The 25,608-nt window shown below is 73.1% G+C and carries 21 protein-coding genes; 8 read left to right on the top strand and 13 right to left on the bottom strand.

Features of this window, described 5'->3' with window-relative positions; all coding sequences use genetic code 11:
• Positions 1-30: 30 nt before the first annotated feature.
• The 4 genes from ABD901_RS20215 to ABD901_RS20200 all read right to left on the bottom strand — a co-directional run bounded on the left by ABD901_RS20215 (position 31) and on the right by ABD901_RS20200 (position 4,867).
• Positions 31-666 carry a hypothetical protein gene (locus ABD901_RS20215; RefSeq protein ID WP_345128650.1) on the bottom strand — a complete coding sequence of 212 codons (636 nt, stop codon included), beginning with the start codon at positions 664-666 and terminating at the stop codon, positions 31-33.
• A 152-nt stretch (positions 667-818) separates the two neighbouring features.
• Entirely contained in the window at positions 819-2,885 is a 2,067-nt protein-coding gene (locus tag ABD901_RS20210; protein ID WP_345128649.1) for a M3 family metallopeptidase, read from the bottom strand.
• Between the two features lie 104 nt (positions 2,886-2,989).
• Positions 2,990-3,625, bottom strand: coding sequence for a hypothetical protein (locus tag ABD901_RS20205; protein WP_345128648.1), 636 nt, complete (start codon positions 3,623-3,625; stop codon positions 2,990-2,992).
• 42 nt (positions 3,626-3,667) lie between these two features.
• The gene (locus tag ABD901_RS20200) at positions 3,668-4,867 is read right to left on the bottom strand and encodes a citrate/2-methylcitrate synthase (RefSeq protein WP_345128647.1); all 1,200 of its coding nucleotides are present in this window, start codon (positions 4,865-4,867) and stop codon (positions 3,668-3,670) included.
• Between the two features lie 90 nt (positions 4,868-4,957).
• On the opposite strand from ABD901_RS20200, the gene ABD901_RS20195 reads away from it, so the two are divergent.
• The gene (locus ABD901_RS20195; protein WP_345128646.1) at positions 4,958-6,199 is read left to right on the top strand and encodes a homocitrate synthase/isopropylmalate synthase family protein; all 1,242 of its coding nucleotides are present in this window, start codon (positions 4,958-4,960) and stop codon (positions 6,197-6,199) included.
• A gap of 13 nt (positions 6,200-6,212) precedes the next feature.
• Here the strand turns inward: ABD901_RS20195 and ABD901_RS20190 are convergent, their stop codons facing one another.
• Entirely contained in the window at positions 6,213-6,413 is a 201-nt protein-coding gene (locus ABD901_RS20190) for a hypothetical protein (RefSeq protein WP_345128645.1), read from the bottom strand.
• A 134-nt stretch (positions 6,414-6,547) separates the two neighbouring features.
• Between ABD901_RS20190 and ABD901_RS20185 the strand changes: the two genes are divergently transcribed.
• The 4 genes from ABD901_RS20185 (at position 6,548) to ABD901_RS20170 (ending at position 9,869) form a co-directional block, all read left to right on the top strand.
• On the top strand, positions 6,548-6,694 hold the full coding sequence (locus ABD901_RS20185) for a hypothetical protein (protein ID WP_345128644.1): 147 nt from the start codon (positions 6,548-6,550) through the stop codon (positions 6,692-6,694).
• Entirely contained in the window at positions 6,682-7,809 is a 1,128-nt protein-coding gene (locus ABD901_RS20180) for a sensor histidine kinase (RefSeq protein ID WP_345128643.1), read from the top strand. The genes ABD901_RS20185 and ABD901_RS20180 overlap by 13 nt, the downstream gene beginning before the upstream one ends.
• Entirely contained in the window at positions 7,806-8,468 is a 663-nt protein-coding gene (locus tag ABD901_RS20175) for a response regulator (RefSeq protein WP_345128642.1), read from the top strand. The genes ABD901_RS20180 and ABD901_RS20175 overlap by 4 nt, the downstream gene beginning before the upstream one ends.
• Before the next feature lie 198 nt (positions 8,469-8,666).
• Positions 8,667-9,869 (top strand): glycosyltransferase, encoded by a 1,203-nt coding sequence (locus ABD901_RS20170; RefSeq protein WP_345128641.1) that lies wholly within the window; start codon positions 8,667-8,669, stop codon positions 9,867-9,869.
• A 19-nt stretch (positions 9,870-9,888) separates the two neighbouring features.
• On the opposite strand, the gene ABD901_RS20165 is transcribed toward ABD901_RS20170, so the two are convergent.
• On the bottom strand, positions 9,889-10,629 hold the full coding sequence (locus tag ABD901_RS20165) for an SDR family oxidoreductase (RefSeq protein WP_345128640.1): 741 nt from the start codon (positions 10,627-10,629) through the stop codon (positions 9,889-9,891).
• Positions 10,630-10,884: 255 nt separating this feature from the next.
• On the opposite strand from ABD901_RS20165, the gene ABD901_RS20160 reads away from it, so the two are divergent.
• Complete coding sequence (locus tag ABD901_RS20160) at positions 10,885-12,297, top strand: DUF1996 domain-containing protein (RefSeq protein WP_425556702.1); 1,413 nt, start codon at positions 10,885-10,887, stop codon at positions 12,295-12,297.
• Between the two features lie 46 nt (positions 12,298-12,343).
• Here ABD901_RS20160 and ABD901_RS20155 read toward each other — a convergent pair whose 3' ends face one another.
• From ABD901_RS20155 to ABD901_RS20135, 5 genes are all read right to left on the bottom strand, one after another.
• The gene (locus ABD901_RS20155) at positions 12,344-12,868 is read right to left on the bottom strand and encodes a DUF4142 domain-containing protein (RefSeq protein ID WP_345128639.1); all 525 of its coding nucleotides are present in this window, start codon (positions 12,866-12,868) and stop codon (positions 12,344-12,346) included.
• A gap of 70 nt (positions 12,869-12,938) precedes the next feature.
• Positions 12,939-14,309 carry an SPFH domain-containing protein gene (locus ABD901_RS20150; protein WP_345128638.1) on the bottom strand — a complete coding sequence of 457 codons (1,371 nt, stop codon included), beginning with the start codon at positions 14,307-14,309 and terminating at the stop codon, positions 12,939-12,941.
• A gap of 178 nt (positions 14,310-14,487) precedes the next feature.
• Positions 14,488-17,067 carry an Hsp70 family protein gene (locus tag ABD901_RS20145; protein ID WP_345128637.1) on the bottom strand — a complete coding sequence of 860 codons (2,580 nt, stop codon included), beginning with the start codon at positions 17,065-17,067 and terminating at the stop codon, positions 14,488-14,490.
• A gap of 31 nt (positions 17,068-17,098) precedes the next feature.
• On the bottom strand, positions 17,099-17,809 hold the full coding sequence (locus ABD901_RS20140; RefSeq protein ID WP_345128636.1) for a hypothetical protein: 711 nt from the start codon (positions 17,807-17,809) through the stop codon (positions 17,099-17,101).
• Between the two features lie 333 nt (positions 17,810-18,142).
• Entirely contained in the window at positions 18,143-18,910 is a 768-nt protein-coding gene (locus ABD901_RS20135; RefSeq protein ID WP_345128635.1) for a hypothetical protein, read from the bottom strand.
• 183 nt (positions 18,911-19,093) lie between these two features.
• On the opposite strand from ABD901_RS20135, the gene ABD901_RS20130 reads away from it, so the two are divergent.
• Positions 19,094-20,680, top strand: coding sequence for a cellulose binding domain-containing protein (locus tag ABD901_RS20130; RefSeq protein ID WP_345128634.1), 1,587 nt, complete (start codon positions 19,094-19,096; stop codon positions 20,678-20,680).
• A gap of 79 nt (positions 20,681-20,759) precedes the next feature.
• On the opposite strand, the gene ABD901_RS20125 is transcribed toward ABD901_RS20130, so the two are convergent.
• Positions 20,760-22,640 (bottom strand): adenylyl cyclase, encoded by a 1,881-nt coding sequence (locus ABD901_RS20125; protein WP_345128633.1) that lies wholly within the window; start codon positions 22,638-22,640, stop codon positions 20,760-20,762.
• A 278-nt stretch (positions 22,641-22,918) separates the two neighbouring features.
• Between ABD901_RS20125 and ABD901_RS20120 the strand changes: the two genes are divergently transcribed.
• Positions 22,919-24,706 (top strand): PH domain-containing protein, encoded by a 1,788-nt coding sequence (locus ABD901_RS20120; RefSeq protein WP_345128632.1) that lies wholly within the window; start codon positions 22,919-22,921, stop codon positions 24,704-24,706.
• Positions 24,707-24,725: 19 nt separating this feature from the next.
• Here the strand turns inward: ABD901_RS20120 and ABD901_RS20115 are convergent, their stop codons facing one another.
• Positions 24,726-25,544, bottom strand: a complete 819-nt coding sequence (locus ABD901_RS20115) for an alpha/beta fold hydrolase (protein ID WP_345128631.1) — start codon at positions 25,542-25,544, stop codon at positions 24,726-24,728.
• Positions 25,545-25,608 lie beyond the last annotated feature (64 nt).

Here is a 25,608-nt window from a genome sequence, read left to right as displayed (position 1 = left end):
GCAAGAAAAGCGGTGGGCGAAACAAACGGATCAGGTGCCGTCGGTCAAGGAGTCGACGATCTTCTGCGCCGTCGTGGCGTGCTTGGCGTACGCGCTCGCGAACGCGCTGCGCTGCACGGCCTGCGCGGCATTGGTGACGCTCATCTGCTGCCACCCGCTGACCTTGGTCAGCTTGGTGTAGAACTTCGCCGACGCGAACGCCGGGTCCATCAACTGCTCGGGCGTACCCCAGATGCTGACCCGCTGCTGGAAGATCCCGACCGAGTCGTAGTTCGTGCCGGTGCCCTCGTGCGGCAGCTTCATCGAGGCCGGCACCTTCGGGTTGGCGAGGTTGCGCAGGTAGGTCTCCTGCAGCGCCGTCGCGATCGCGACCACCATCGCCCGCTCCGGCAGGTTCATCTGCCGGGCCACCTCGATCACGATGAACGCGTTGTTGGTCTGCGCCTGGTTGAGCCCGGCGACCGGCTTGGGCACCAGCGAGGCGCCCGGCAGCGCGGCCTGCGCGGCGCCGCGCGCGGCGTTGGCCCGCGCGTGCGTCTCGTAGAACTTGGCCGCGTCGAAGCTCGTGTCGTCGGCCACCGCCGCGGGCTCCTCCGGGAAGATCGCCCACGACACACCGACACTGATCAACGAGGCGACGAGGCTGACCGCGGCAAGCAACGCCATTCTGCTGATGTGCAGACGACGTGCGGCAGCGCGCCTGCGCCGGGGGGTGGCGCCACGCACCGCGCAAGCTTACGAACGCGGCGCCCTTCCCGGAAGGCAGGATCCCCCGTTAAATCGGGGCTTTAACAAAAACTAAGGAATGTCACGGACAGTTACGCGGCAACGTCACCCGTCAGTCCGCGACGCTTGAGTAGCGGCTCGATCAACGGATCGCGACCACGGAACGTGCGGTAGACCTCCATGGCGTCGGCGCTACCGCCCTTGGCCAGCAGCCCGTCGCGGAACGCGTCCCCGCTGTCACGGCGCAGCCCGCCCCGCTCGGTCAGCCAGTCGACCGTGTCGGCGTCGAGCACCTCGCTCCAGATGTAGGAGTAGTAGCCGGCGCTGTACGCGGCGCCGCTGAAGATGTGGGCGAAGTACGGGGTGCGGTACCGCGGCGGCACGAACGGCGTCGCGACCCCCGCCCGCGCGAGCGCCTCCGCCTCGAAGGCCATGACGTCCTCGACCGCGGCGGCGTCCTCGACGCTCAGCGTGTGCCAGGCGAGGTCGAGCAGGGTCGCCGCCAGGTACTCCGTCGTCGCGAATCCCTTGTTGAACTGCTCGGCGGCCTGCAGCCGGTCCACGACGTCCTGCGGCAGCCGCTCGCCGGTGACGTGGTGCAGCGCATAGTGCTCGAGGACCTCCGGCCAGAGCATCCACACCTCGTTGACCTGCGAGGGGTACTCGACGAAGTCGCGGGGCACCCGGGTGCCGGCGAACTTCGGGAAGTACACCCGGGAGAACAGCGTGTGCAGGGCGTGCCCGAACTCGTGGAAGAGCGTGCGCACCTCGTCCAGGGTGAGCAGCGTCGGCTCGCCGTCCGGCGCCCGGTTGACGTTGAGGTTGTTGACCGCGACCGGCGCGGTGCCGAACAGCCCCGACTGCGCGACGAGGGCGTTGGCCCACGCGCCGCCCCGCTTGGACTCGCGGGTGAAGAAGTCGCCGACGTAGAGCCCGAGCGGGCCACCGTCGCGGTCGAAGACCTCGAAGACGCGGGCGTCCGGGTGGTACGCGCGCAGCTGCGGCCGCTCCTCGAAGCGCACCCCGTACAGCTCGCCGGCGGCGTAGAACACGCCGTCGCGCAGCACCCGCTCCAGCTCGAAGTAGGGGCGCAGCTCGGCCTCGTCGATCGCGTAGCGCTCGCGGCGGATGCGCTCGGTGTAATACGCCCAGTCCCACGGCTGCAAGGTGAAAGCCCCGGCCTCGGCGTCGATCGCGGCCTGCAGGTCGTCGGCCTCGGCGGCGGCGTTGGCCATCGCGGCGGGGACGAGCTTGGCGAGCATCTCCTCCACGGCCGGCACCGAGCGGGCGGTGTTGTCGGAGATGTTGTAGGCGGCGTGGTGCTCGTAGCCCAGCAGCCGGGCGCGCTCGGCCCGCAGCCGCACGATGCGCAGCGCCAGGCCGGTGGTGTCGTTGGCGTCGCCGCGGGACCCGCGCGTGACCGACGCGGTGTGCAGCCGCTCGCGCAGCGCCCGGTCGCGCAGCGCCGCCAGGGGCGCCTGGCCGGTGGGCAGGACCAGGTTGAGCACGAACTGCCCGTCCAGGCCGCGGTCGCGCGCGGCGACCGCTGCTGCGGCGATCGCGTCGGCGGGCAGCCCGTCGAGCTCGGCCTCGGAGCCGACGGCCACGGCGCTGGCCTTCATCTCGTCGCGCACCAGGTTGCCGTAGTCGGTGGCGAGCGCGGCCAGCTCGGCGTTGATCTCGCGCAGCCGCACGTGCTGCTCCTCGGACAGCTCGGCGCCGGCCCGCACGAACTCGACGTGGTAGCGCTCGAGCAGCCACGCGGACTCAGCGTCCAGCCCGAGGGCGTCGCGGCGCTCGTAGAGGTCGCGGATCCGCCGGTACAGCCCGGGGTCGAGCATGATCGCGTCGGTGTGCGCGGACAGCCGCGGCACCACCTCGGCCTCGATCTCCTGCAGCCGGGGGTTGGTGTCGGCGCTCGTCACCGTGAAGAACGCGGCGGAGACGCGCTGCAGGGTGCGCCCGGAGCGCTCCAGCGCCACGAGCGTGTTGTCGAAGGTCGGCTGCGCCGGGTCGGCGGCGATGGCCTCGACCTCGGCGCGCTGCTCGGCCATGCCACGCTCGAAGGCCGGCAGGTAATGATCTATTTCGATGCGCTCGAACGGCGGCAGCTGGTAGGGCAGGTCACTCGGCGCGTAGAACGGGTTGTCCGTGGTCACCTACCGACTGTATCGGCCCGCACGGCGCCGCCATGTCCCCTGCAATCTTTCGGACGCGGTGGTACTTCCCGAGCCGTCACCGCCTCGCAGCACGTTTGCGCTGCTCAGCCGGTGCAGCCGCGCGGGAGGGTGGCGGCGGCGACCAGGGTGCGCGGGTCGAACGTGGTCGTCCACGCCACCCCGTCGCGCGCGGCGAGCTCGACCCGGGTGTCGTCGACGAACCGCGCCGAGCGCAGTACCCGGTCCGGCGCCGCCTGCTCCTCGTACGACCGGCGGAAGCACGCGAGCACCTGCGCCGACTCGCGGCTGCGCAGGCCCGCACGCGAGCGGATCCGCAGCACGTCACGGACGAAGCCGAAGTCGCTGTACCGCACGTCGACCAGCTCGAACCGCCCGCCCGGCGCGACGGCGAGCACGGTGGTGCTGACGGGCGGCCCTTCGCCGGAACGGCTGAAGACCACCGAGAGTGGTATGCCGCCGACGCAGAGCGCGCCGGCCAGCAGCAGTGCGGCGCCGGCCACGATGCCGCGGGCGACCCAGTCGCGCACCACGAGCCAGACGGCGACGCCGAGGAGCAGCGGCGCGACGAACAGCGCGGCCGTCACCGCCGTCGGGCGGCCGAACCGCTCGAGGCGCACCAGGCGCCAGGGGTTGTACGCGGCCAGGGCCGTGCCCGTCACCGCCACCAGCGCGACCGCGCACAGCACGATCGCCCACGTCCATCTCCGCCGTGCACGCATTTGCTCGACCGCCTCCCCCGATGACGACGCCTAACAATATGGCTATTCCAACGGCCCCGTGTAGGCGGCGCGCAGGCGGAGGCGAGTGGGACGGGCGTACTCCTCCATGGCGTGCGCGAGCCAGCCGGCGGTCCGCGCCAGGCCGAAGATCGCCTCGCCCGCACCGCGGGGCATGCCGGCCAGGTGGGTCAGCAGCCCGAGGGCGAAGTCGACGTTCACGGCCGGCAGCCGGCGCCGCCGCGCCTCCTCGAGCATCGCCTCGGCGACGGCCAGCCGCGGGTGCCCGGGCACGGCCCGCCGCACCCGCTCGAGCAGCGCCTCGCCGCGCGCGTCGCCGGAGCGGTACACCGCGTGCCCGAACCCCGGCACCCGCTCGCCGCGGCGCAGCCGCTCCCCCATCGCGAACGACGCCCGCGACGCCTCGTCGATCTCGGCGAACATCCCCTCGACGCCGAGCGAGGCCCCGCCGTGCAGCGCGCCGGCGGTGACGCCGAGCCCGGCGGTGACCACCGCGTAGGGGTCGGCGCGCACCGAGGCGGCCACCCGCGCGGCGAGCGTCGAGGCGGCCAGCTCGTGGTCGGCGAGCAGCACCATGGCGAAGCGCAGCACGTCGGCGAGCCGCTCGTCGGCCTCGTCCGCCGCGAGCTTGACCCACAGCCGTTCGTGCACGGCCGGTCCGCCTGCCGCCCCGACGCCGGCGCGGCCCGGCGGCAGAGCGTCGACCATCCCGGCGACGAGCCCCTGGCCGACGAGGGCGACCGCGGCGGGGTCCAGGTTGAACCGCACCGGGTCGGCCACCGCCAGCGCGGTCACGATGACCTGGAGGCGTTCCAGCAGCGACACGGCCGATGCCAGGCCCCGCTGCGCCTCCCGCGCCGCCGACACGGCGTCGTCCGCGGCGACCCACGGTTCGGTCTCGGCCTCGGCGCCGGTCCACAGGAACGCGGCGACCCGCTCGAAGCGCCAGGCGTCGGCGAGGGTGATGGCGTCGCGGCCGCGGTAGTAGTGCCGGTCGTCGCCGAGCATCGTGACGGCGGACTCGATGACGAGCTCCGTGCTGCCGGGCGAACGGCGCGGGCGGCCGCGACGCACCATCCGGTCGATCTCGCGCGGGTCGAAGACGCTGCGCCCGTCGTCGGCCTTGCGACGGGTCAGCACGCCGCGGCTGACGTACGAGTAGAGCGTCGCGGGCTTGACTCCCAGCCGTCGCGCGGCCTCGTCGGCCCCGATCCACGCAGCCATGAACCCTCCCGAATCAGCAGCACATTGATGATGCAACGTTGATTTCAGTCAACGTTGACAGCTTCGCGTCCACATCGTCAATCTGGATCCATGTCGACCGCAAGCAAGCCGCGCATCCACTTCCTCGACGTCACGAACCGGGACGGGGTGCAGACGGCCCGGACCGGGCTGTCCAAGTTCGGCAAGACGATGGTGAACTTCTATCTCGGCCGGCTCGGCGTCGCGCAGTCCGAGATCGGCTTCCCGTTCCTGTTCCACGAGGTGCCGTACGTGCGCGCCCAGACCGCCCTGGAGCGCGCCGGCGCCTTCGGGCAGCTGCGCCTGTCGGGCTGGTGCCGCGCCGTGGCCGCCGACGTCGAGCGCTCGGCCGGGCTCGGGCTGCGCCACTACAACCTGTCGATCTCCACGTCGGACCAGATGCTGCAGAACAAGTTCCGGGGCCGGCTCGACCGCGGCGCGCTCATCCGGGAGATGACCGCCGCCGTGCGGGCGGCCAAGGACGCCGGCGCGCAGACCGTCGGTGTCAACGCCGAGGACGGCTCGCGCACCGACGAGGGCTTCCTGGCCGAGTTCGCGCTCGCCGCCCGCGAGGCCGGCGCCGACCGGCTGCGCTACTGCGACACCATCGGCGGCGACACGCCGGGGCGCATCGGCGAGCGGTTCGCCAAGCTCGCCGGCGCCACCGGCATGCCGATCGAGACGCATTGCCACAACGACCTCGGCATGGCCGTCGCCAACTCGCTCGCCGGGGCGTTCGGCGACCTCGCCGCCGGGCAGGACGCCTGGATCAACACGTGCGTCAACGGCATCGGCGAGCGCTCCGGCAACGCCGACCTGGTCTCGTGCATCCTGGCCCTGCAGCACGGCTTCGGGGTGCCGGAGGGCGCGGAGATCGGCGACCCGCTGGACCTGTCGTGGGCGCGGCGCTTCGCCGCCTGGGCGTCGTACGCGTTCGGCCAGCCGCTGCCGAACAACCAGCCGGGCGTCGGGCCCAACGCGTTCGCGCACGAGTCGGGCATCCACGCCGACGGTGCGCTGAAGGACCACCGCAACTACGAGCTGTACGACGAGGAACTGCTCGGCCCGTTCCCCGCGCAGCGGCACGAGCGGGCCGGGCGGATCGTGCTCACCGGCGAGTACGGCGGGCTGGCCGGCTTCCGGCACGTGTACGACGACCTCGGCGTCGAGGTGACCGACGAGGCGCTGACGTTCAAGCTCGTGCAGCTGTGCAACGCCGCGACCGGTCGCCCGCTCACCGACGACGAGCTACGGCTGATCGCCGCCTACCCGAACGAGCTGGCGCTGCTCTACCCGGGCCAGCTGGAGGGCTAGAGCAGCTGGAGCGCTAGAAGAGCATCCCGTGCTCGACGATCCAGCCGAGGCGCAGGGTCTCCTCGTGCGAGAACTCCAGCAGCACGATGTCGTTGAAGCGGCGTGAGACCTGCATCGGCGTGAACCGGTGCACGGCGCACTCCATCCACACCGGGATTCGAGCGGACGGGTTGGCCAGGACGACGTGCTTGCCGCAGCGGTGCGCGTTCCCCATGGCCGGAAAGCTATCCGTGGCGCCGGGCGCCACCCACCCGGCCAGCCGGACGCCCTCGTACACCAATTGGAGTACGGCCCTTTGTCACCGCGGAGACGACGACCGCAACGGCGGCGCTGCCTAGCGTCGATGCCATGACCAGACACCTGAACAGACACCTCCTCATCGGCCTCTTCGCCGGGTTGCTGACCGCGCTGGCCGGCATGTTGCTGACGCAGGCGCCCGACAGCAACGGCGTAACGGTCATCGGGCATGCGACGGTGGTCTCGTGCAATCGCTGACCCGCCGCGCCACGGCCGCCTTCTCGGCCGTCACCGTCGTCGGCGTGCTCAGCGGGGCTGCGCTGGGCGGCGCCGGGCTCGACGAGCCCGGCCCGCTCGCCCTGGCCGTAGGGCTCGCCGCCCTGCTGTGGCTGCAGCGCCGGCTGCCGCTGACCGCGCTCGCCCTGGCGGCGTGCACGATCCTCGCCCTGCGCATCGCGGAGCTGACCGGCACGGGCGCCGGCTGGCTGTGGCCGGCGACGCTGCTCTACGTGCAGGCAATGTTCCTCCGCGGTACCGCGTTCTTCCGCGGTACCGCGGCCGTGGTGACGATCGCCGCCGTGCACGCCGTGGCGGCGTTCAACATCGACTGGACCGTCCTGCAGCACTCCCCCGGCCGCGCGCTGGCCGCCGTCGGCACCGACGCGCTGTGGCTCACCGCGGCGATCGCGGTCGCGGTGTCGTACCGCAACTGGCGCCGCTGGCAGGCCGAGTCCCTGCAGCGGCTGCGCACGGAGCTGGAGGAGCAGCGCACCGCCGAACGCCTGCGGCTGGCCCGCGAGGTCCACGACGCCGTCGCGCACACCCTCGCCGTCGTCGGCGTGCACGTCAACGTCGCCGCGGATGCGCTCGACGACGACCCGGAGGAGGCCCGCGCGGCCCTGCGCCTGGCTCAGGACATCCGCCGCCGCGCGATGGCCGACCTGTCCGCCCTCGTCGGCGTCCTGCGCTCCCCGTCCGCACCCGGGACGGCACCGACGACACCGCCGACGGCACCGCCGGCCCTCGACGACCTCGTCGAAGGCGTCCGGGGCGCGGGTCTCGAGGCCACGCTGCGGGTCACCGGCGACGAGGAGGCGGTACCGCTGCCGGTCCGGCTGGTCGCCGCCGCCGTGGTGCGCGAGGCGCTCACCAACGTGGTCAAGCACGCGCGCGCCGCGCACGTGACCGTCGACGTCCACTATGGACCCTCCACCGAGGTCACCGTGACCGACGACGGAGCCGGGCCGAAGGAGCACAGCTCGGGCCACGGGCTGCGGGGCCTGGCCGAGCGGGTGGCCGCGCTCGGCGGCGTCCTCGATGCGCGGGCGGCGGACGGGCGCGGTTTCGTCGTACGCGCGAGAATGCCGCAATGACCGTGCGCGTCCTGCTCGCCGACGACCAGGCCCTGGTCCGGGCCGGCTTCGGCAGCCTGCTGCGGCGCGGCCGGGACATCGCGGTCGTCGCCGAGGCGGCCACCGGCGACGAGGCCGTCCGCGAGACCCGCCGGCACCGCCCCGACGTGGTGCTCATGGACATCCGCATGCCCGGCCTGGACGGCATCGCCGCGACCGCGCGCATCTGCGGCGACGCCGCCCTCGCCGGCACCCGGGTGATCGTGCTGACCACGTTCGAGACCGACGAGCACGTCTTCGCCGCCCTGCGCGCCGGCGCCAGCGGCTTCCTGACCAAGGAGGTCGAGCCGGACGAGCTGCGCCGGGCGGTGCGGGTCGTCGCGGCCGGCGACGCGCTGCTGTCGCCGAGCGTGACCGCGCGGGTCGTCAACGAGCTGGCCCGGCGCCCGGTGACCGGCGGCGCGGCAACGCAGCAGCTGGCCGGGCTGACACCGCGGGAGGTCGAGGTGGTGCGCCTCATCGCCGGCGGGCTGTCCAACGAGGAGATCGCGCGGGCGCTGTACATCAGCCCGCTGACCGCCAAGACCCACGTCACCCGCGCGATCGCCAAGACCGGCGTGCGCGACCGGGTGCAGCTGGTCATTCTGGCGTACGAATCGGGGCTGGTTCGACCTGGGTAAATGCGTTGATCGCGCGGGTGGCATAGGCGCCGATCGCCGTCCGGAGTTCGCTTCCGGTACATCTCCCCGATAGGCGGTCGAAACCCACCGCATCGAGCAACACCGGTACCCATTCCGTGATTTCCCTGCAACGCACAGTTCACCGCAGAAATGCCGTTTCAACCTGACAGAACGACCACGGCGGGTCATGATTTGCCCGTGACGAGCCACCTGCGCGTGATGTCGATCTATGAGGGCTTTTTCTCGGGCGGCGCCCGGGCCCTGCACACCACGGTCGTGGCCGGCCTGCACACCGGGGGCGGTCATCACCATTCGGTGCTGAGCATCTACGGCGCCATGCGCCGCGAGACGATCCTGCAGCGCATGGAGGACGACGCCAGCTACCGGTCACTCAGCGCGATCGGCGTCGAGGTGCGCTCGCTCGGCCGGCGCATCGGCGGCGACACCGCGGCCCGCAAGACGTTCAGCCCGTCCGAGGTCGCCACGGCGTTCGCGCACGCCGAGCGCGCCGACATCGTCCTGTCGCTCAAGGAGCAGCCGCTGCGCCTGGTGAACCTGCCCGGGTTCCCGCGCAAGCCGGTCGTCGTGTGCCTGCACCGCTCCGACCCGCAGAACCAGGGCAGCGCCCTGCACGACTTCCGTACCGCGGTCGCCGACGGCCGGGTCGCCGCGGCGATCTGCTGCGCCGAGTCGACCCGGGACGCCTACGCGGCCGCCGGCATCCCGTCCGGCCTGCTCAAGGTCGTCCCCAACGGCGTGGACCTGTCCCGCTTCCAGCCGGTGGCGGCCCGCCGCCGGGCGGCGCTGCGCCGCGCGCTGGGCGTGCCGGCCCGCGCCGAGGTGGTCACCCTCGCCGCCCGCTACGACCCGATGAAGAACGTGCCGCTGTTCCTCGCCTCCGCCCGCCGCTACCTGGAGCGCAACCCGCACGGCCACGTGCTGATGTGCGGCGCCGGAATGACCACCGCCAACCAGGAGCTGTGCGGGCTGCTCAACGACCTGTTCGACGACGAGCCGCGCCACCTCGCCCGCCTGCACCTGCTGGGCATCCGCCGCGACATGGAGGCGGTCTACGCCGCCACCGACGTCGTGGCGCTCACCTCGGCCAGCGGCGAGGCCGCACCGCTGTGCCTGATCGAGGGCGCGATGTGCGGCGCGGTGCCGGTGTCGACGGACGTCGGCGACACCCCGGTCATCGTCGCGGGCCACGGCCTGATCACCGCCCCCGACCCGAAGGCGATCAGCGCCGCCTGGTCGGAGGCGGTCGCCCGCCGAGACGAGTTCGCGCCGCGCTTGCTGGCCAGCCGCGAGCGCTTCAGCCACACCCGGATGATCGCCTCGTACGCGAGGATCATCGAGTCCGCACACCGCGGCGCCGGCCTGCGCGTCGGACTTCGCTAGCGCCGCAGGCGGTGCAGGCTCAGGCCGCCCAGCCGCCGTCGGCGTTGATGCTCGCCCCCGTCACGTACGCCGCCTGCGGCCCGGCCAGGAACGCGACCACCGAGGCGACCTCGTCCGCACCCGCGTAGCGCCCGAGCGCCGTCATGGCCGCGATCCCCGCCGCCTCCGGCCGGTCCGCCGGGTTGGCGTCGGTGTCCGTCGGGCCCGGGTGGACCAGGTTGACGGTGATGCCCCGCGGCCCGAGCTCGCGCGCCAACCCGCGGGTCAGCCCGGTCAGCGCCGTCTTCGTCAGCGCATACAGCGCCATTCCCCCGAACGGCACCCGCTCGGCGACATTGCTGCCGATGCTGATGATCCGCCCGCCCTCGCCGAGGTGCGCCGCCGCGGCCCGCGCCGCCGCGTAGGGCCCGCGCACGTTGACCGCGACCGTGCGGTCGAACGCGTCCATGCCGAGCTCGGAGAGCGCTCCCACAGGGAAGATGCCGGCGTTGTTGACCAGGATGTCGAGCCGCCCGAGCAGTTCCACGGTCTCCTCGACGGCCGCCGCGAGGGCCCGCGGGTCGGCCGCGTCGGCCTCCAGGGCCAGCGCCCGCCGGCCCCGCTCCTTGATGTCGCAGGCGACCTCCGCCGCCCGGTCCTTGCTGTTCACATAGGTGATGGCCACATCCGCGCCGCGGTCCGCGAGCGCCCGGGCGATGGCCGCGCCGATGCCCCGGCTCCCGCCGGTGACGAGGGCGACCCTGCCATGCAGTTCGTTCATGACCACCAGCCTGGCGCAGGCACCCGGCCCCGGTCTGGCGGCGATCGGACCTCTCATTCGAGCGGAGAGCGCTCTCCACTGCCGCCTTAAATTCCGCTGTTCTCGGTCCGATTAGTCCGGTTACATGGCATCCGGCACGCGGTACGTATTGACGGACCGGGCGACCGGGCGCATCCTTTGGAGAGCGCTCTCCGAGCGCGTTCCCGCCGGACCGCCACCGGCGAACGGCACCCGCACACACCCCTGGGAGCTGCATTGAGTAAGAGACGGCTCAGAAGAATCGTGATCCCGGTCGGGGTCACCACCGCGGTCGTCGCGTCGATGCTCGTCGGCGCGATCCAGCTCACGTCCGCCAACGCCGCCACCGCCCCGCTGCTGTCGCAGGGCCGCCCGGCCCTCGCGTCCTCGACGGAGCTCGGCGAGTCCCCGGCCGCCGCCGCCTTCGACGGCAACGACGCCACCCGCTGGAGCAGCCAGTGGAGCGACCCGCAGTGGCTGCGGGTCGACCTGGGATCCACCGCCACGATCTCCCAGGTCGTGCTGCAGTGGGAGGCCGCATACGCCAAGGCCTTCCAGATCCAGACCTCGCCCGACGGCAACGCCTGGACCGACATCTACAGCACCACCACCTCCACCGGCGGCACGCAGACGCTCAACGTCAACGGCAGCGGCCGCTACGTGCGCATGTACGGCACGCAGCGCGGCACCGGCTACGGCTACTCGCTGTACGAGTTCAAGGTGTACGGCACCGTCAACGGCACCCCGCCGGCGACGGACGGCCCCGGCTGGGTGCCGGCCAACCCGCCGGTCACCGGCGTGACCCCGTCGACGGCGACCCCGCCGCCGACCAACCCGCCGACGACCCACCACGAGTTCCAGGCGAACTGCTCGGTGAGCCGCAGCAACCTGCCCGACGACCCGATCGTCTTCTTCGGCCTGCCGGGCGCGTCGCACTCGCACACGTTCATGGGCAACACCACCACCAACGCCAACACCACGCTCTCCTCGCTGCAGGCCGGCGGCACCGCGTGCATCACGCCGGGTGACAAGAGCGCGTACTGGATGCCCACGCTGCTCAACGGCGACCAGGCCGTGCAGCCGGTCGGCCGCCAGGTCATCTACTACAAGAGCGGCGTGATCGACTACCGCAGCGTCCGCCCGTTCCCGGCCGGCCTGCGCTTCGTCGTCGGCAGCCCGTCCTCGACGCTGTCCGAGTTCCAGAACCACCCGGGCCACGTCGAGGGCTTCGAGTGCGGCGACATCACCAAGCAGTGGGACATCCCGGCCAATTGCGTCGCCGGCAGCCAGCTCAACGTCCGCTTCCAGGCCCCCAGCTGCTGGGACGGCACGCACCTGGACTCGCCCGACCACAAGGCGCACATGGCCTACCCGGTCGTCGGCGTCTGCCCGCCGGACCACCCGGTGGCCGTGCCGATGATCGAGTTCAAGATGGCCTGGCCGGTCAGCGGCAACATGGCCAACGTGCACTTCTCCAGCGGCCGCGGCTACTCGTTCCACTACGACTTCTACAACGCGTGGGACGCACCGACCCTGAAGGCGCTGTCCGACCACTGCATCAACGGTGGCCTGCAGTGCGACCCGCGCGGCTTCGACCAGTACAAGCCGGACCGCGGCGCGGCACTCAACGAGAACTACGTCCTTCCGTAACCGACCCGATGAACAGGCCCGCCCGGCACCCGGGCGGGCCTTTCGCTTACTGGCTGCAGTCCAGGACGGCCAGCGCCGCCGTGATCATCTCCTCGTGGTCCTCGAGCGTCGGCAGCGTCTCCCGGGCGAAGCGCACCAGGTCGGCGTTGTCGCCGTGCGCGGCCTCGTTCGCGAACAGGCCGACCGCGCCGACGTGGTCGAGGTACTCCGCCGGCACGTACGAGCAGTCGAACGCCCGCCCGTCCAGCCGCGACCAGTTCATGATGATGTTCTGCTGCGCCGCGTTCGGCCGGTCCGGCACGCTCACGCCGAGCGGCTTGACGAGCGCGGCGAGCCGGGCGCCGGCCTTGGTGTGGTCGCTGACCATCCGGCCCCCGAACTCCCGCACGTCGGGCGACTCGGCCCGCGTCCGCGCCAGCTCGCCGCCGGCGACCTCGAAGCTGCCCCCGTATCCGGCTGCGGCCACGAACGCGGCGTCCCGCGCCGAGAGCTGCGCCGGCGCCGCCGCGGCGGGCACGCCCCCGACGGCCATGGAGCTCAACGCCACCACCGCGAGCATCGGCAATCGCATGACAACCCCTCCTCCGCAGGGTCTGATTGCCGCGGAGGCCGCCGGGAAACCCGCGCGCCGGTGACGGAAATCAGCCGCCCGCGCGCCGCAACGCCCCCACGACGGCGGTCAGCTCCGCGACGAGCCCCGCCACCGTGGTCCCGTCGTTGCCGCCGATGTTCACCGCGCGCAGCTCGGCCGGCTTCGGCAGCTTCTCCACGATCGCCGGCAGCCGGTCGATGAGCTTCGCCTGCAGCGCCTCGGCCGTCTGCTCGTTGTCGAGCCCGGCACGCACCCGCGCCCGCTCCAGCTCCAGCAGCGCCTGCTCGTGCGCGCCCCGCGCCCGCGCGGCCGCGAGCGCCAGCTCCGCCTCGGCGGTGAGCCGGGTCAGCTCCGTCTCCCGCTCGATGCGCAGCCGCCCGATCTCGGCCTCCTCCGCCGCCAGCTCCCGCTCCAGCGCCAGCGCGTGGCGGTTCGTCGCGTCCTGCAGGTCCGCGAGCGCCCGGGCGTCGGCCTGCTCCCGCTGCGAGCGCCGCAGCGCCTCCGCGGCCTCCCGGTCGAACTCCAGCGCCGCGTTGCGCGCCCGCAGGTCGGCCAGCTCCCGCTCGCTCTCGATGCGCTGTGTCTCGCGCTGCCGTCCCGCGGTGAGCTCCCGCTCGGCCACCGCCTCCTCGGCCGCCAGCTCCGCCAGGCGCGCGATGCGCCCCTGCTCCGAGCGGTAGGGCTTCTGCAGGTTCTCCCACAGCCGCGAGGAGCTGACGACGGCCTCCTTGATCTGCACCGTCACGATCCGCAGTCCCAGCCCTTGGTCGGCGTTGCCGGCCCCCTCGGCGACGCCCCGCAGCCGCGCCGTGAGCTCCTCGATGATCGGCTGCTTGTCGCTGAGCACGTCGGCGACCCCCAGCGTGGACACCTTGTCCTTGATGGCCGCCTCCGCCTGCTCCTTGAGCTGCAGGTTCACCAGCCGCATCGGATCCTCCGCGTCGCCGAAGTCCAGCCGCCGGTACGCCGTGGCGAAGTCCTGGATGATCCACTGCACGTAGGCCTGCACCAGCACCCCTTGCAGCTCCCGGCAGATGCAGTACGCGTTGATGAGGATCGTCTGCATCGCGCCTGGCACGACCAGGTAGGAGTCGGTCGCCGGGTTGTACCGGAACGAGACACCGAGCCCGACGTGCAGCGGCTCCGCCCGCCCCCGCCGCGTGTGCACGACGAACGCGTTCGGCGGCACCAGCACCGTCTTCCACCGCCCGAACCCGGTCACCCGCACCTCGACCGCGTTCGGCGTCGGCTGCCCGCTTCCCCCGCCGCCGCGCGCCCGCCCCGCCCCGCCGCCACCGGACGACTGCGGCGGGGGCGGCGCCGAAGCCGGCGGCGCAGCGCTGCGCTTCGATCGCAGGTCGGCCTCGAGCCGCTCCTGCTGCCTGACCACCTGATCGAGGTACGTGTTGGTATTCGACATCCGCCGGCCTCCTCAGTGTCCGCAGTGGACGGTGCGGCCCCAGTCTGCCAACCCGTTACAAACCCATTCCATGGCTCGGGTCCGTGCAACTGACGACCGTAGTTCCCACCAGACACCGCTGCGGGCCTGGCGGCCCTCCGCTGCCAGGTCCGCGGTGCCAAGGACGAACCCGCGCCTGTCAGCCTCCGGGACCGCTCGACGCCGTCGGGCAGCCAGGGCCGGGCGTGCACTTCGGGGTCGTGGCCGACGCGCTCGGCTGGGTCGCACCGACCCACAGCGTGACCGTCCCGTTCTTGGCCACCTGCTTGTTCGCCTTCGGATCCTGTGCCAGGACGTGCCCGACCTGGTCCGGGTCGTCGGTGGTGCGCTGCTGCGTGCGGATCGTCCCGTCGAACCCGTGGTCGCGCAGCTGCTGCTTGGCATAGTCGATGTAGAGCCCCGTGAGGTCCGGCATCGTGATCGTGTCGACGCGCTGCGTCGTGTTCTGCGCCCGCGTGGTCGTCTCGTCCGCGCCGGTGGTCGCGTCGTCGGTCGCCGCCGCCTGCCCGCCCTGGCTCTGCCCCGGCCCGGTGGTGGCGTCCGGCGTCGGCGTCTGGCTCGTCGCCGCCGGCTTGTCGTCGAGCTGCACGAGATAGATCGTCGTCCCCGCCCCCGCGAGCGCGATGAGCGCGACGACGACGAGCAGCGCGTTGAGCAGGTTCCCCCGCTCCGGCCGCTTGCCCCGCCCGCCCGGCTCCGGCGGCGGCGGGTTGTAGGGCCGCACCGGCGCAGCGGCCCGCCCGCCCCCGTCGTCGTACACCGGAATCACCCGGCTCTGCGGCCCCGGCGAAACGGGCACCGCCGCGGCATAGGGCACTGCCATCGGTGGCGGCACATACCGGTTCGGCGCCGGCGCCGGCGGCTGCTGCACCCACGGCCCCTGCGGCGTGACCGTCGGGAACTGTCCCGTCTGGTACAACGTCCCCCGCGCCCGCTCCCCCGGCGGCGCCCCCGAAACGGGCGCACCGGGCACCCCGGAAACCGGCGCACCAGGCACCCCCGAAACCGGCGCCGTCGGCACTGCGGACACAGGCGCCCCGGGCACCCCCGAGACAGGCGCCGTAGGCACCCCGTACACAGGCGCCCCGGGCACCCCCGAAACTGGCGCCGTAGGCACACCCGACACGGGCGCACCGGGCTGCCCGGACACCGGGGCGACCGGCGGCGCCGAAACAGGCCCCGGCGCCTGTCCGCCAACCGGCCACAGCGGACCGGCGTTACCCACGGGCTGAGTCCCGGGCGGCATCGGCGCGGCACCGGACGCCGCGATGACGTCCGGCGAAGGCGCAACCGGCGCAACCGGCGCGATCGGCGAAATCGGCGCATTCGGCGAGAGCGATGAAATCGGCGGCGAGATCGGTGAGACCGGCGGGGTCGGTGAGATCGGTGAGATCGGCGGCGCGACCGGTGAGACCGGCGGGGTCGGTGAGATCGGTGAGATCGGCGGCGCGACCGGGGCCGACGGGCTCTGGGCGCCGGCCATCGACGCGTACGGCGCCGCCGCCGCGGCCGCCGCCGGCCACAGCGGCCCCTCGCCCGGCCCGGCCGAGCCGTCCGCGGGCGCGGCCGACAGCGACAGCAGGCACCCTTCGGCCACCACGATCTCGGGCTGCTCGGTGATCGTCGGCGCGATGCCGAGCGACCGGTGCAGCATCGTCGCCACCAGCGGGATGCGGCTGCCGCCGCCCACGAGCAGCACGCCGGCGACGTCGTCGGGCGCGACGCCCGCCTGGCGGATCAGCGCGGCGGTGGTGAACACGGTGCGCTCGAGCAGCGGCTTCGCCGCCGCCTCGAACTCGTCGCGGGTCAGCTGGGCGTCGACGTTGAGCGGCGGCGGCATCTGCAGTACCACCGCCGGGGCGCGCGACAGCATCTCCTTGGCCACCCGCGCGTCGTGCCAGAGCATCCGGCGGTGCCGCAGCGACTCTGCGTCCTGGGCGTCGGCGAGCCGGTTCCACAGCTCGGGGTCGGCGGGCGAGTACCGCTCGCCGAGCCACCGCACGATCGTCGCGTCGATGTCGAGGCCGCCGACGTCGGTGAGGCCGTCGACCGCGACCGCCTCGAAGCCCGCCGGGCGGCGCACGACCACGCTGGCGTCGAACGTGCCGGCGCCGAGGTCGTAGACGACGAGCGCCTTGCCGTTGGGGACCTGCTGGCCGAGGACCGCGGTGAACGCGTGCGCGGCGGCGACCGGCTCCGGCACGAGCAGTGCCGAGCCGAGCCCGGCGCGGCGGGCGGCCTCGGCGAGAACCGCGCGCCGGGCGGTGCCCCATCCGGCCGGGTGTGCCAGGGCAACGGCGAAGTCGTCGGAGCCGGCGACGCGGCGCGCCTCGGCGAACACGAACTTCAGCACCGCCGCGATGAGGTCGGTGACCGCCACCTCGCGGGCGCCGAGCAGGATGGCCTGCTCGTCGATGTGCTGCTTCGGGTTGGGCTCCAGGCCCGCGGGGTCGAACCGGGCGTGGTGCAGCGCATCGCCGCCCACGACGAGGTCGCCGAACGCGGCGGCCGGGGACTGCGGCGCGGCGCCGGGCGCCGGTGCCGCGGGCGAGCCCGGGCCCGGCTTGGACGGTGCGAAGACGGCGGACGGGAGCAACGGGTTGGCGTCGAACAGCAGCGGCCTGACCCGCCCGTCGGGCCAGCGCATCAGCGCCACCGTGTTCGAGGTACCGAAGTCGATCCCGAGCCCGAAGGCCGGTGACTTGCCCCCAGGTGACATGGCCTCAATCGTAGTGCCGCGCGGCGGCCGCCTACGATCGCGTTTCGGACGGTGACGGTCGCAACCCGGACAGTTCCCGGTAGGCCGCGAGGACCACGACCGTGCGCCCCTCGACCTCCGCGATCGGGTCCGGCCCTGGATCTGGCAGCGCCGGCGGCCCGGCGGCGAGCAGCGCGCGCACCCTCTCGTCGCGCTCGTGCCCGTCCAGGGAGGCGGCGAGGCGGCCCAGCGCCGCGAGCCGCGCGGCGAGCTGGGCGTCGAGGTCGCGGGCCCGGTCGGCCGCCGCCTCGGAGCGCTCGTCGGCCTCGTCGCGCAGGTCGCCCGCGGGCAGGCCGTCGCGGGCCGCGCGCAGCTCGGCGGCGTAGGCCTCCATGCGCACCCGCGCGGCGACGAGCTTGGCCAGGTGGTAGCCGGTGCGGGCCAGCGTCGGGCGGATGTCGGCCGGCTCGGCGAGGCCGCCGAGCGCGGGCCAGCCGCGGCGGATCTCGCGCAGCAGGTCCGCTCCGCGCGCCCAGTCGCGGGCCGCGTCGCCCTCGAGCCGGATGCCGGCGCCGACGCGGTACCGCACGAGCCCACCCACCCCGAACACCAGCGCGCCGGCGGCGAGGAACGCGGCGACCGGCGCGAGCGGCCACAGCGCCAGGCCGCACAGCGGGAGCAGCCACAGCCACCAGCGCGCCCGGGCGACCCGCCGCGGGTCGCGGACCACGCATGCGGTCCGCCGCCGCTCGTGCCTGCCCATCGGCACATCATGCCGTACGCCGCGCCCGGCCACCCATCGACGGCTCACAGTGCCGGCAAGTCACACCGCCGGGTGAGTCCACCGTCCCACCCGGCCGCCCCACAACGTTCACCACAGCGGCGGCAGGGCGGACAGCTCGCGGCACACACCGAGCGCCCCCGCCGTCCGCCCACAACGTTCACGGCGGCAGCAGGTTGGACAGCTCGCGGCACACACCGAACACCGCCACCGCCCGCCCGGTCAGCCCACAACGTTCACGGCGGCGGCGGGAGGGCGGACAACTCGCGGCACACGCCGAGCACCGCCACCGCCCGCCCGGTCAGCCCACAACGCTCACGGCGGCGGCGGGAGGGCGGACAGCTCGCGGTACGCACCGAGCACCGCCGTCGTCCGCTCGGCCAGCTCGCCGACCGCGTCGGCGTCCGGCTCGGGCCCGGCGGCGGCGCGCTGGGCCCGGCGCAGGGCGCCGCGGGCCCGCTCGGCGCGCTCGGCGGCGTGCGCGTGCTCGCCGCTGAGCTCGGCCAGGCGGCGCAGGGCGCCGATCCGCTCGGCGATGCGCTCGGAGAGCTCGGCCCGCCGGGTGGCGAACTCGGCGCCGCGCTCGTGCACCTCGGCCCGCAGCGGCGCGTCGGCCGCCAGCCCGTCGATGGCCGCGCGCAGCTCGTGCAGGGACCGGTCCAGCTCCGCCCGGCGGTACAACAGCACCGCCAGCCGGTAGCGCGCCCGGTCCAGCGCGGGCCCGATGTCGGCCGGTTCGGCCATCGCGCCCAGGGCCGGCCAGGCCGCGCGGATGCGCCGGTCGGCCTGCTCGGCCTCGCGCCAGGCGGGCAGCGCGGCGTCGGGCACGATCGCGATGCCGCAGCGCGGCGCGAGCACCATCGGCGCCAGCGAGCGCGCGCCCGTGCCGAGCCCGAACAGCAGCAGGGTGAGCGCCACCGCGGACAGGGGCGCCGCGGGCCACAGCACGAGGCCGGACAGCGCGAACGCCAGGCACCAGCGGCTCAGCAGCACCCGCGTGGCCCGCGCGTCGGGATCGAGGACCAAGGCGCCGACGGCCGTCGCCGCCCCGTCCGCGCGCGACCTGGAGTTGTGCTTGCCCACGGCACAGATGATGCCGCACGCCATGGCATCCACGGCACCTCCGAACACCGCACCCCCGAACCCTGCACCTCCGAACACGGCACCGCCATCTTCACGGTCCGTCAGCGGTTGACTTTTAGTTAACTTTATTTATCGTTGTGGCTCAATAGACCCTGTCGTGTTCTCTCTCGGGAGGCAGTGACCATGAAGTCCCGACTCCGGCTCGTCCTGGCCGCCGTGGCGGTCCTGGCGACCGCCGGCGGTATCGCGGCCATCACCACGCCGGCGCAGGCCGCCGGCTCGCTCACCGCCACGCTCAGCTACGACTCCGACTGGGGCACCGGCTACCAGGCGAAGTACACGATCACGAACGGGTCGGCCGCCACCGTCTCGTCGTGGAAGGTCGAGTTCGACCTGCCGTCGGGCTCGACGCTCGGCAGCTACTGGGACGCCCTCATGAGCCAGAGCGGCACCCACGTCACCGCGAACAACCGCACCTACAACGGCACCCTCGCCCCCGGCGCCGCCACCACCTTCGGGTTCCTGGTGTCCGGCTCGGGCAAGCCCGCCAACTGCAAGCTCAACGGCGGCTCCTGCGCCGGCGTGGCCGACACGCAGGCCCCGACCGCACCGGCCAGCCTGCGGGTCACCGCCACGACCTCGTCGAGCGTGAGCCTCGCCTGGAACGCGTCCACCGACAACGTCGGGGTCACCGGCTACGACATCTACCAGGGCTCGTCGGTCGCGGCGTCGGTGACCGGCACCAGCGGTACCGTGTCCGGCCTCTCCGCCTCGACCGCCTACACCTTCACGGTGAAGGCCCGCGACGCGGCCGGCAACGCCTCGGGCGCGAGCAACCAGGTCAGCGCGACCACCCAGGCGGGTGGCGGCGGTGGCGGTGGCGGCGGTGGCACGACCCTCGCGGTCGCGCCGTACGTCGACATGGGCGCCTGGCCGACCCCGACCCTGACCGACATGGCCACGGCCGGCAACCTCAAGAACTTCACGCTCGCCTTCGTCAACAGCGCCGGCTGCAAGGCGTCGTGGTTCAACGCCTACGACCCGCGCGCCGCGTGGGCCAAGGACCAGATCGACGCCATCCGCGCCCGCGGCGGCGACGTGAAGATCTCCTTCGGCGGCGCGAGCGGCATCGAGCTGGCGCAGGCCTGCTCGACCGCGGCCGCCACCGCGGCCGAGTACCAGGCCGTCGTCGACGCCTACGCGCTGAAGTACATCGACCTGGACATCGAGGGCGCCGCGGTCGCCGACCCGACCACGATCGCCCGCCGCTCGCAGGCCCTGGCCCTGCTGCAGGCCGCCCGGCCGAACGTGAAGATCTCGCTCACCCTGCCGGTGCTGCCCGAGGGCCTCACCAGCGACGGTGTGAACGTGGTCCGCTCGGCCCGCGACGCCGGCGTCAACCTCGACCTGGTCAACATCATGGCGATGGACTACCAGCGCTCCACCGGCGACTACGGCAACTTCGCCGTGCAGGCCGCCCAGTCGACGTTCACTCAGCTCAAGGGCCTGTACCCGAGCAAGACCGACGCGCAGGTCTGGCGCATGCTCGGCGTCACCCCGATGCTGGGCAAGAACGACGACGGCGGCACGTACGACCAGAACGACGCCCGCCAGATGGTCTCCTTCGCGCAGACCAACCACCTGGGCATGCTCGCGTTCTGGGAGGAGACCCGCGACCGCAACGCCTGCAACGGCGCGCTGTACATGTGCACCAACGTCCCGCAGTCCCCGTACGAGTTCTCGAAGATCTTCGCGGGTTACACCGGCTGATCTGTACGCGACGAAGCTGGTCTGTACGGCAACGAAACGGCGCCCGGCCGACCGGCCGGGCGCCGCTTTCATGTGCGAATCAGCTGGCCGGGTAGCTCGTCACGTAGCTCGGCACGCCGATCGCGTCGTTGTTCACCGGCGCGCCGGTGTCGTTGACGACGTGGTCGATCGTGCCCGCGCTGAGGTTGACGGTCAGGATGTCGTGCAGCTGCACGCCCGGCTTGTTGGGAACCTCGAAGCCGCGCGCCGCGTGGATGGTCGGGTCGACGTTGGTGAAGATGTAGCTGCCGCCACCCCACAGCTCGTGGGTCTTCACCCGGTCGTTGACCTTGTACGCGGCCCAGCCCAGCGTGCCGTCGTGCTGCCACGCCGCCTGGTTCGGCGCGTCGTAGGGCAGCTCGTTCTGGAAGAAGATCGTCTTGCCCCGCTCGCCGTTCCAGATGACGTTGTACTGCTGGTAGTGCTCGACGAACAGGCCCGTCGCGAGGACGTCGTCGCCGTTGACGATGACGCCGTTGCGGCCGGTGTTGATGTCCCAGCCGACCGAGCCCGCCACGCCGTGGTCGGCGCGCCACGCCCAGATGTCGTCCAGGATGACGTGGTCGGCGTTCACCTCGAGGCTCACGTCGGCCTTGCCGACGTGCGGGCCGCCGACGCGGAAGAACACGTCGTGCAGCACGGTCGGGTTGTCGGCGTCGCCCAGGTTGAGCGCGCCGCCGAGCTTGGTGCCGACCTGCATCAGCGCCGGCGAGTTGACAGTACCGGCGTCGATCATGATGCCGGAGACGTCGATGCCCTTGCTGTCGGCGATCCACATCGGGACCGAACCGCCCACGGCCGTCAGCGTCGCGATGCCCATGCCGAGCACGACGGTGTCGGGGCGCCAGACCAGGATCGAGCGGTCGACGTTGTACACCCCGGGCGTGAAGATCAGGTTCTTGCCCAGGGCGAGCGCGATGTTGATGGCGGTGATCGAGTCGGACGGCTTGGCCAGGTAGAAGTCCGAGATCGGCACCGAGCGGCCCTGGGTCGGGCCGTTCTGCCAGGTCGCGCCCGACGAGTTCTTGCGGAGCGTTGGTACGAAGACCTTCCACTTGCCCTGCGCGTCCACGTACAGGAACGGCCGCTCCTTGCTCACCGGGGTCGCGGCAAGGGTGGTGTACGGCGGGTTCGGGAACTGCTGCGCCGGGGCGCCGACGGTGCCGCTGAACACCTGGTTCCACACCGCGTTGGACCACGACCCGATGTTGGAGTCGCGGACCAGGAACTGCTGCTGCGAGCCGTTGACCAGCGAGCCGGTCACCGAGTCGGACATGAAGCCGCCGCTGGCGTACTGCGGGCCGGCGGTGCAGTAGTCCATGAAGGTCATGTTGCCGTTGACCTTGACCCGGCGCAGCGGCGCGGCCTGCGACACCGCCCAGAACTCACCGGAGGCGCGGCAGCCGGACTCGCCGGCCACGTTGATGGTGAGGTTGGACAGCGAGCGCCAGAAGTTGACCAGCGCGATGCAGTTGTCCGCGGCGAGGCAGCGGTTGTAGACGTCGACATGGCCGTTGATGACCGTGTCGGTGGGGTTGAGCCCGAGGCCGGCCACCTCGGTGTAGTAGCCGACCTGGAAGATCAGCGGGTGGTCGGGCGTGCCGTACGTGCCGGGCTTGAACAGCAGGGTGTACCGCTGCGTGCCCATCTCGTTGTCGACCTGCTCGGTGTGGATGGCGTTGACGGTCGCCTGGATCTGCTCCACCGTCATCGACGGGTCGAAGATCTTGACGTTCGGGCCGAAGTCGGGCTGGCCACCCGACCTGCTCGAGGGAGCGGCCGCCGCAATGCCCGGGGTGGAGACGGCGGCGGCGGTCAGCAGGACGGCTGCGCCGAGGGCGAACCACCGGCCCAGGCGGCGGATGCCCGGTGCTGACCCGGCAGACCTGGCGGACGCCTTGCCGGAGGGGACCAATGCCATGAAACGCGACCTACTTTCCCTACAGTGACGACTTCTCCGGCACGGGGCGACGATGCCGCGCCTGACCTGGTCCGTGGCCCAGGGCGAGGCCATCGCGAGTCGGGGAAGATGCGCCACAAATCCGAGAGAGCGCTTTCACGGGTGGACGTTACCCGGAACATCACGACTGGTCCACGGGTACAAATCACCCAGGATCCGCCCGGAACCCGCTCTCTGCACGAGGTGTCGGCCCACCCCCGGGACATCGGCGTTGCTGAACGTCGGGAGAATGGCCGCAAATGACCCCGTTGCTCACCGCCGACGTGTTCGGCTGGACCATGCGCCCCGCACGGCGGCGCCGCGCCCGCGCGTTCCTCGTGGCGATCGCCGCGACCGCGGTCATCGCGCTGCACCTGTGGTACGACCCGCCGGTCGGGTGCACCGACGCCGCGCCCTGCGGACCCGACCCGCTCAACGCCGTGCTGCTGGGCCTCGTCGCGGCCGTGCCGCTGGTCGCGTTCGTGTCGCTGCCGGTCACCGCGATGCTGGCCGGCGGGTTCTTCGCCGCCGACGTGCTGTGGCAGGTCGCGCACCCGCCGCTGGCCTCGCCGGCGTGGCTGACCGGCGCGGACGCGGCGCTCGTCGTGCTCGCCTTCGTCGCCGTCCGGCTGGCGCCGCCGGGGCTGGGCAGCGGCGCGGAGATGTGGGCGGCCACCACGTCGCACCTGACGCTGCCGCGCCCCTCGAACCTGCCGCGGTACGGGCTGGGCTGGCGGCTGCTCGCGGTACCGCTGCTGCTGGCTGCCCTCGCCGTGACCGGGACGGCGCTCGCGGCGCAGTCGCGCGCGGACGCCCGCCTCGACGGCGCCGAGCGGGTCTCGGCCGAGGTCACCGCCCATCCGGACGAGTACTCGCTGCGGGTGCGCCTGCCCGGCGGCGCGGACGCGCGGGTCACGGTGGCGGAGGCGGGCGAGCACCCGGTCGGCTCGCACGTCGCCGTGCTGGTCGCCGACGGCGGGCTCTACCAGCTGGTCAGCGAGCCCTACGACACCAGCGGCTGGCTGAGCCTCGCGGTGCTGCTCGCCGGCCTCGCCGTCGCGTGCCTGGCCCGGGCCCGGGCACGGGGCGCCACGGCGCGGGCGCTGTTCGACGGCGAGCAGCCGGCGACCGAGGTGTACGTCTGGGCGCTCGGCGGCCGCGTCGCCGTCTACGCCACCGACGCGCGCCCGGGCGAGCCCGCGCTGCTGGAGTTCTTCGCCCTGGCCCGCAACGGCTCCGACGACATCCGCCCGGGCGTGCTCTTCGGCGTGCCCGCGCAGCGGCACTGGTGCGCGGTCGCGGTCGACGGCGAGCTGCTCGTGCCGCGCGGCCCGGCCCGCAGCGGCCGGTTCGCGCCCACCTACGGCGGCGTGGGCGGCGGCCCGGACGAGCCGGGCGACGCGGTGCCGGACGCGGCCCGCCTGCCGCTGCGGCCCGTCGAGATCATGGCGCTGCGGCCGGAGGACGTCTCCGCCGACCCGGAGACCGTGCACACGCACCGGCACAACCGTTTCTCAGGCTACGCGGTCGTCGTCGGCTGCTCGTGGCCGTTTCTGGTGCTGCTGGCCCGGTTGCTGCCGAACCTGCCGTACTGGGGTGCGGCCGCGCTCACCGCACCGGTCACCGCGGTCGCCTGCCTGGCGGGCTGGCGGCTGTTCCTGCGCCCGCGGGTGAGCTGGAACGGCGCCGGGGTCAGCGTGGTGGGCAGCGTCGGCGCCCGGCTGCTGGTGTGGTCCGACGTGCACGCGGTGCGGGCCGACCGGCACGGCGCCGTCACCATCGAGACGGATCATCACGGCGCCGGCCTCGTCGTCACCGCGCGCAGCGAGCACCCGCTGCTGCCGCGCGTGCTCTCCGGTGACGAGCGCACCGGCGCGCAGCTGGCCGGCGCGCTGCGCCTGGCCGCCGAGCGGGCCGCCGCGCGGGCGCGGGCCCGGGTCCGCGACGTGGTGAGCCTCCCGCCGGCCCCGGTCGCGCCGGCCGCTCCGCTGCTGCTCTACGTCGCCTGGCTCGCCGAGACCCTCGCCTACGCACTGCTGCTGCGGTAGCGCAGCGCAGGAAGTTGGCTCAGCGCAGGAAGTCCAGCAGGATGCGGTTCGTCTGCCGCGGGTGGGTCAGGAAGAAGCCGTGCGGCGCGCCGGCGATCAGCTCGTAGCGGCTGCCCGGCAGCGCCTCGTGCACGCGGTCCGCGGTCTGGTGCCGCGGCAGCAGCCGGTCCTGCTCGCCGTGCAGGACCAGCGCCGGCACGCGCACCTGCGCCAGGTCGTGGCGGAAGTCGGTGTGCATCGCCGCCTCGAAGAACTCGCGGGCGGCGCGGGCGGAGGCGCGGGCCGCGCGGCCGCGGTGGTACTCCATCGCCGGGCCGCTGAGCGTGTCGTTGAAGTAGCCCGTGAGGTGCCGGCTGACGTAGGTGTGCCGGTCCTGGCGCAGCTCCGCCCGGATGCGCGCGACCAGGTCGTCGCCGGCCGTGCCGAGCGGGTTGCCGACGGCGCGGTAGAGGTAGGGCAGCGCGGTGCCGGCGAACACGACGCGCTCGACGCGCTCGTCGCCGTGGCGGCTGAGGTACCGCACGATCTCGCCGCCGCCCGACCCCGCGCCCACCAGGGCGGCCCCGGTCAGGTCGAGGCCGGCGAGCAGCGCGTGCAGGTCGTCGGCGAGCGTGTCGAAGTCGTAGCCGGACCACGGCTTGTCCGAGCCGCCGAAGCCGCGCCGGTCGTAGGCGATGACCCGGTAGCCGCGCTCGACCAGCGGCTCCAGCTGCGCCTCCCACGAGCACGCGCACAGCGGCCAGTCGTGCACGAACACCACCGGGCGGCCGTCGCCGTGATCGTCGTAGCGCAGCCGGACCGGCACACCGTGCTCGTCGCTGACGTCGATCGATGCCAAAGGTGTCTCCCCGTGGTACGGCCGCCACCGTCCAGCAGACCGCACCCGGGCCGGGCAGACCATG

This window comes from Dactylosporangium darangshiense, assembly GCF_039537565.1.
Lineage (GTDB): Bacteria > Actinomycetota > Actinomycetes > Mycobacteriales > Micromonosporaceae > Dactylosporangium > Dactylosporangium darangshiense.
Note: the sequence above shows the minus strand (reverse complement) of the source record. Positions and strands in the feature narration are given on the sequence as shown.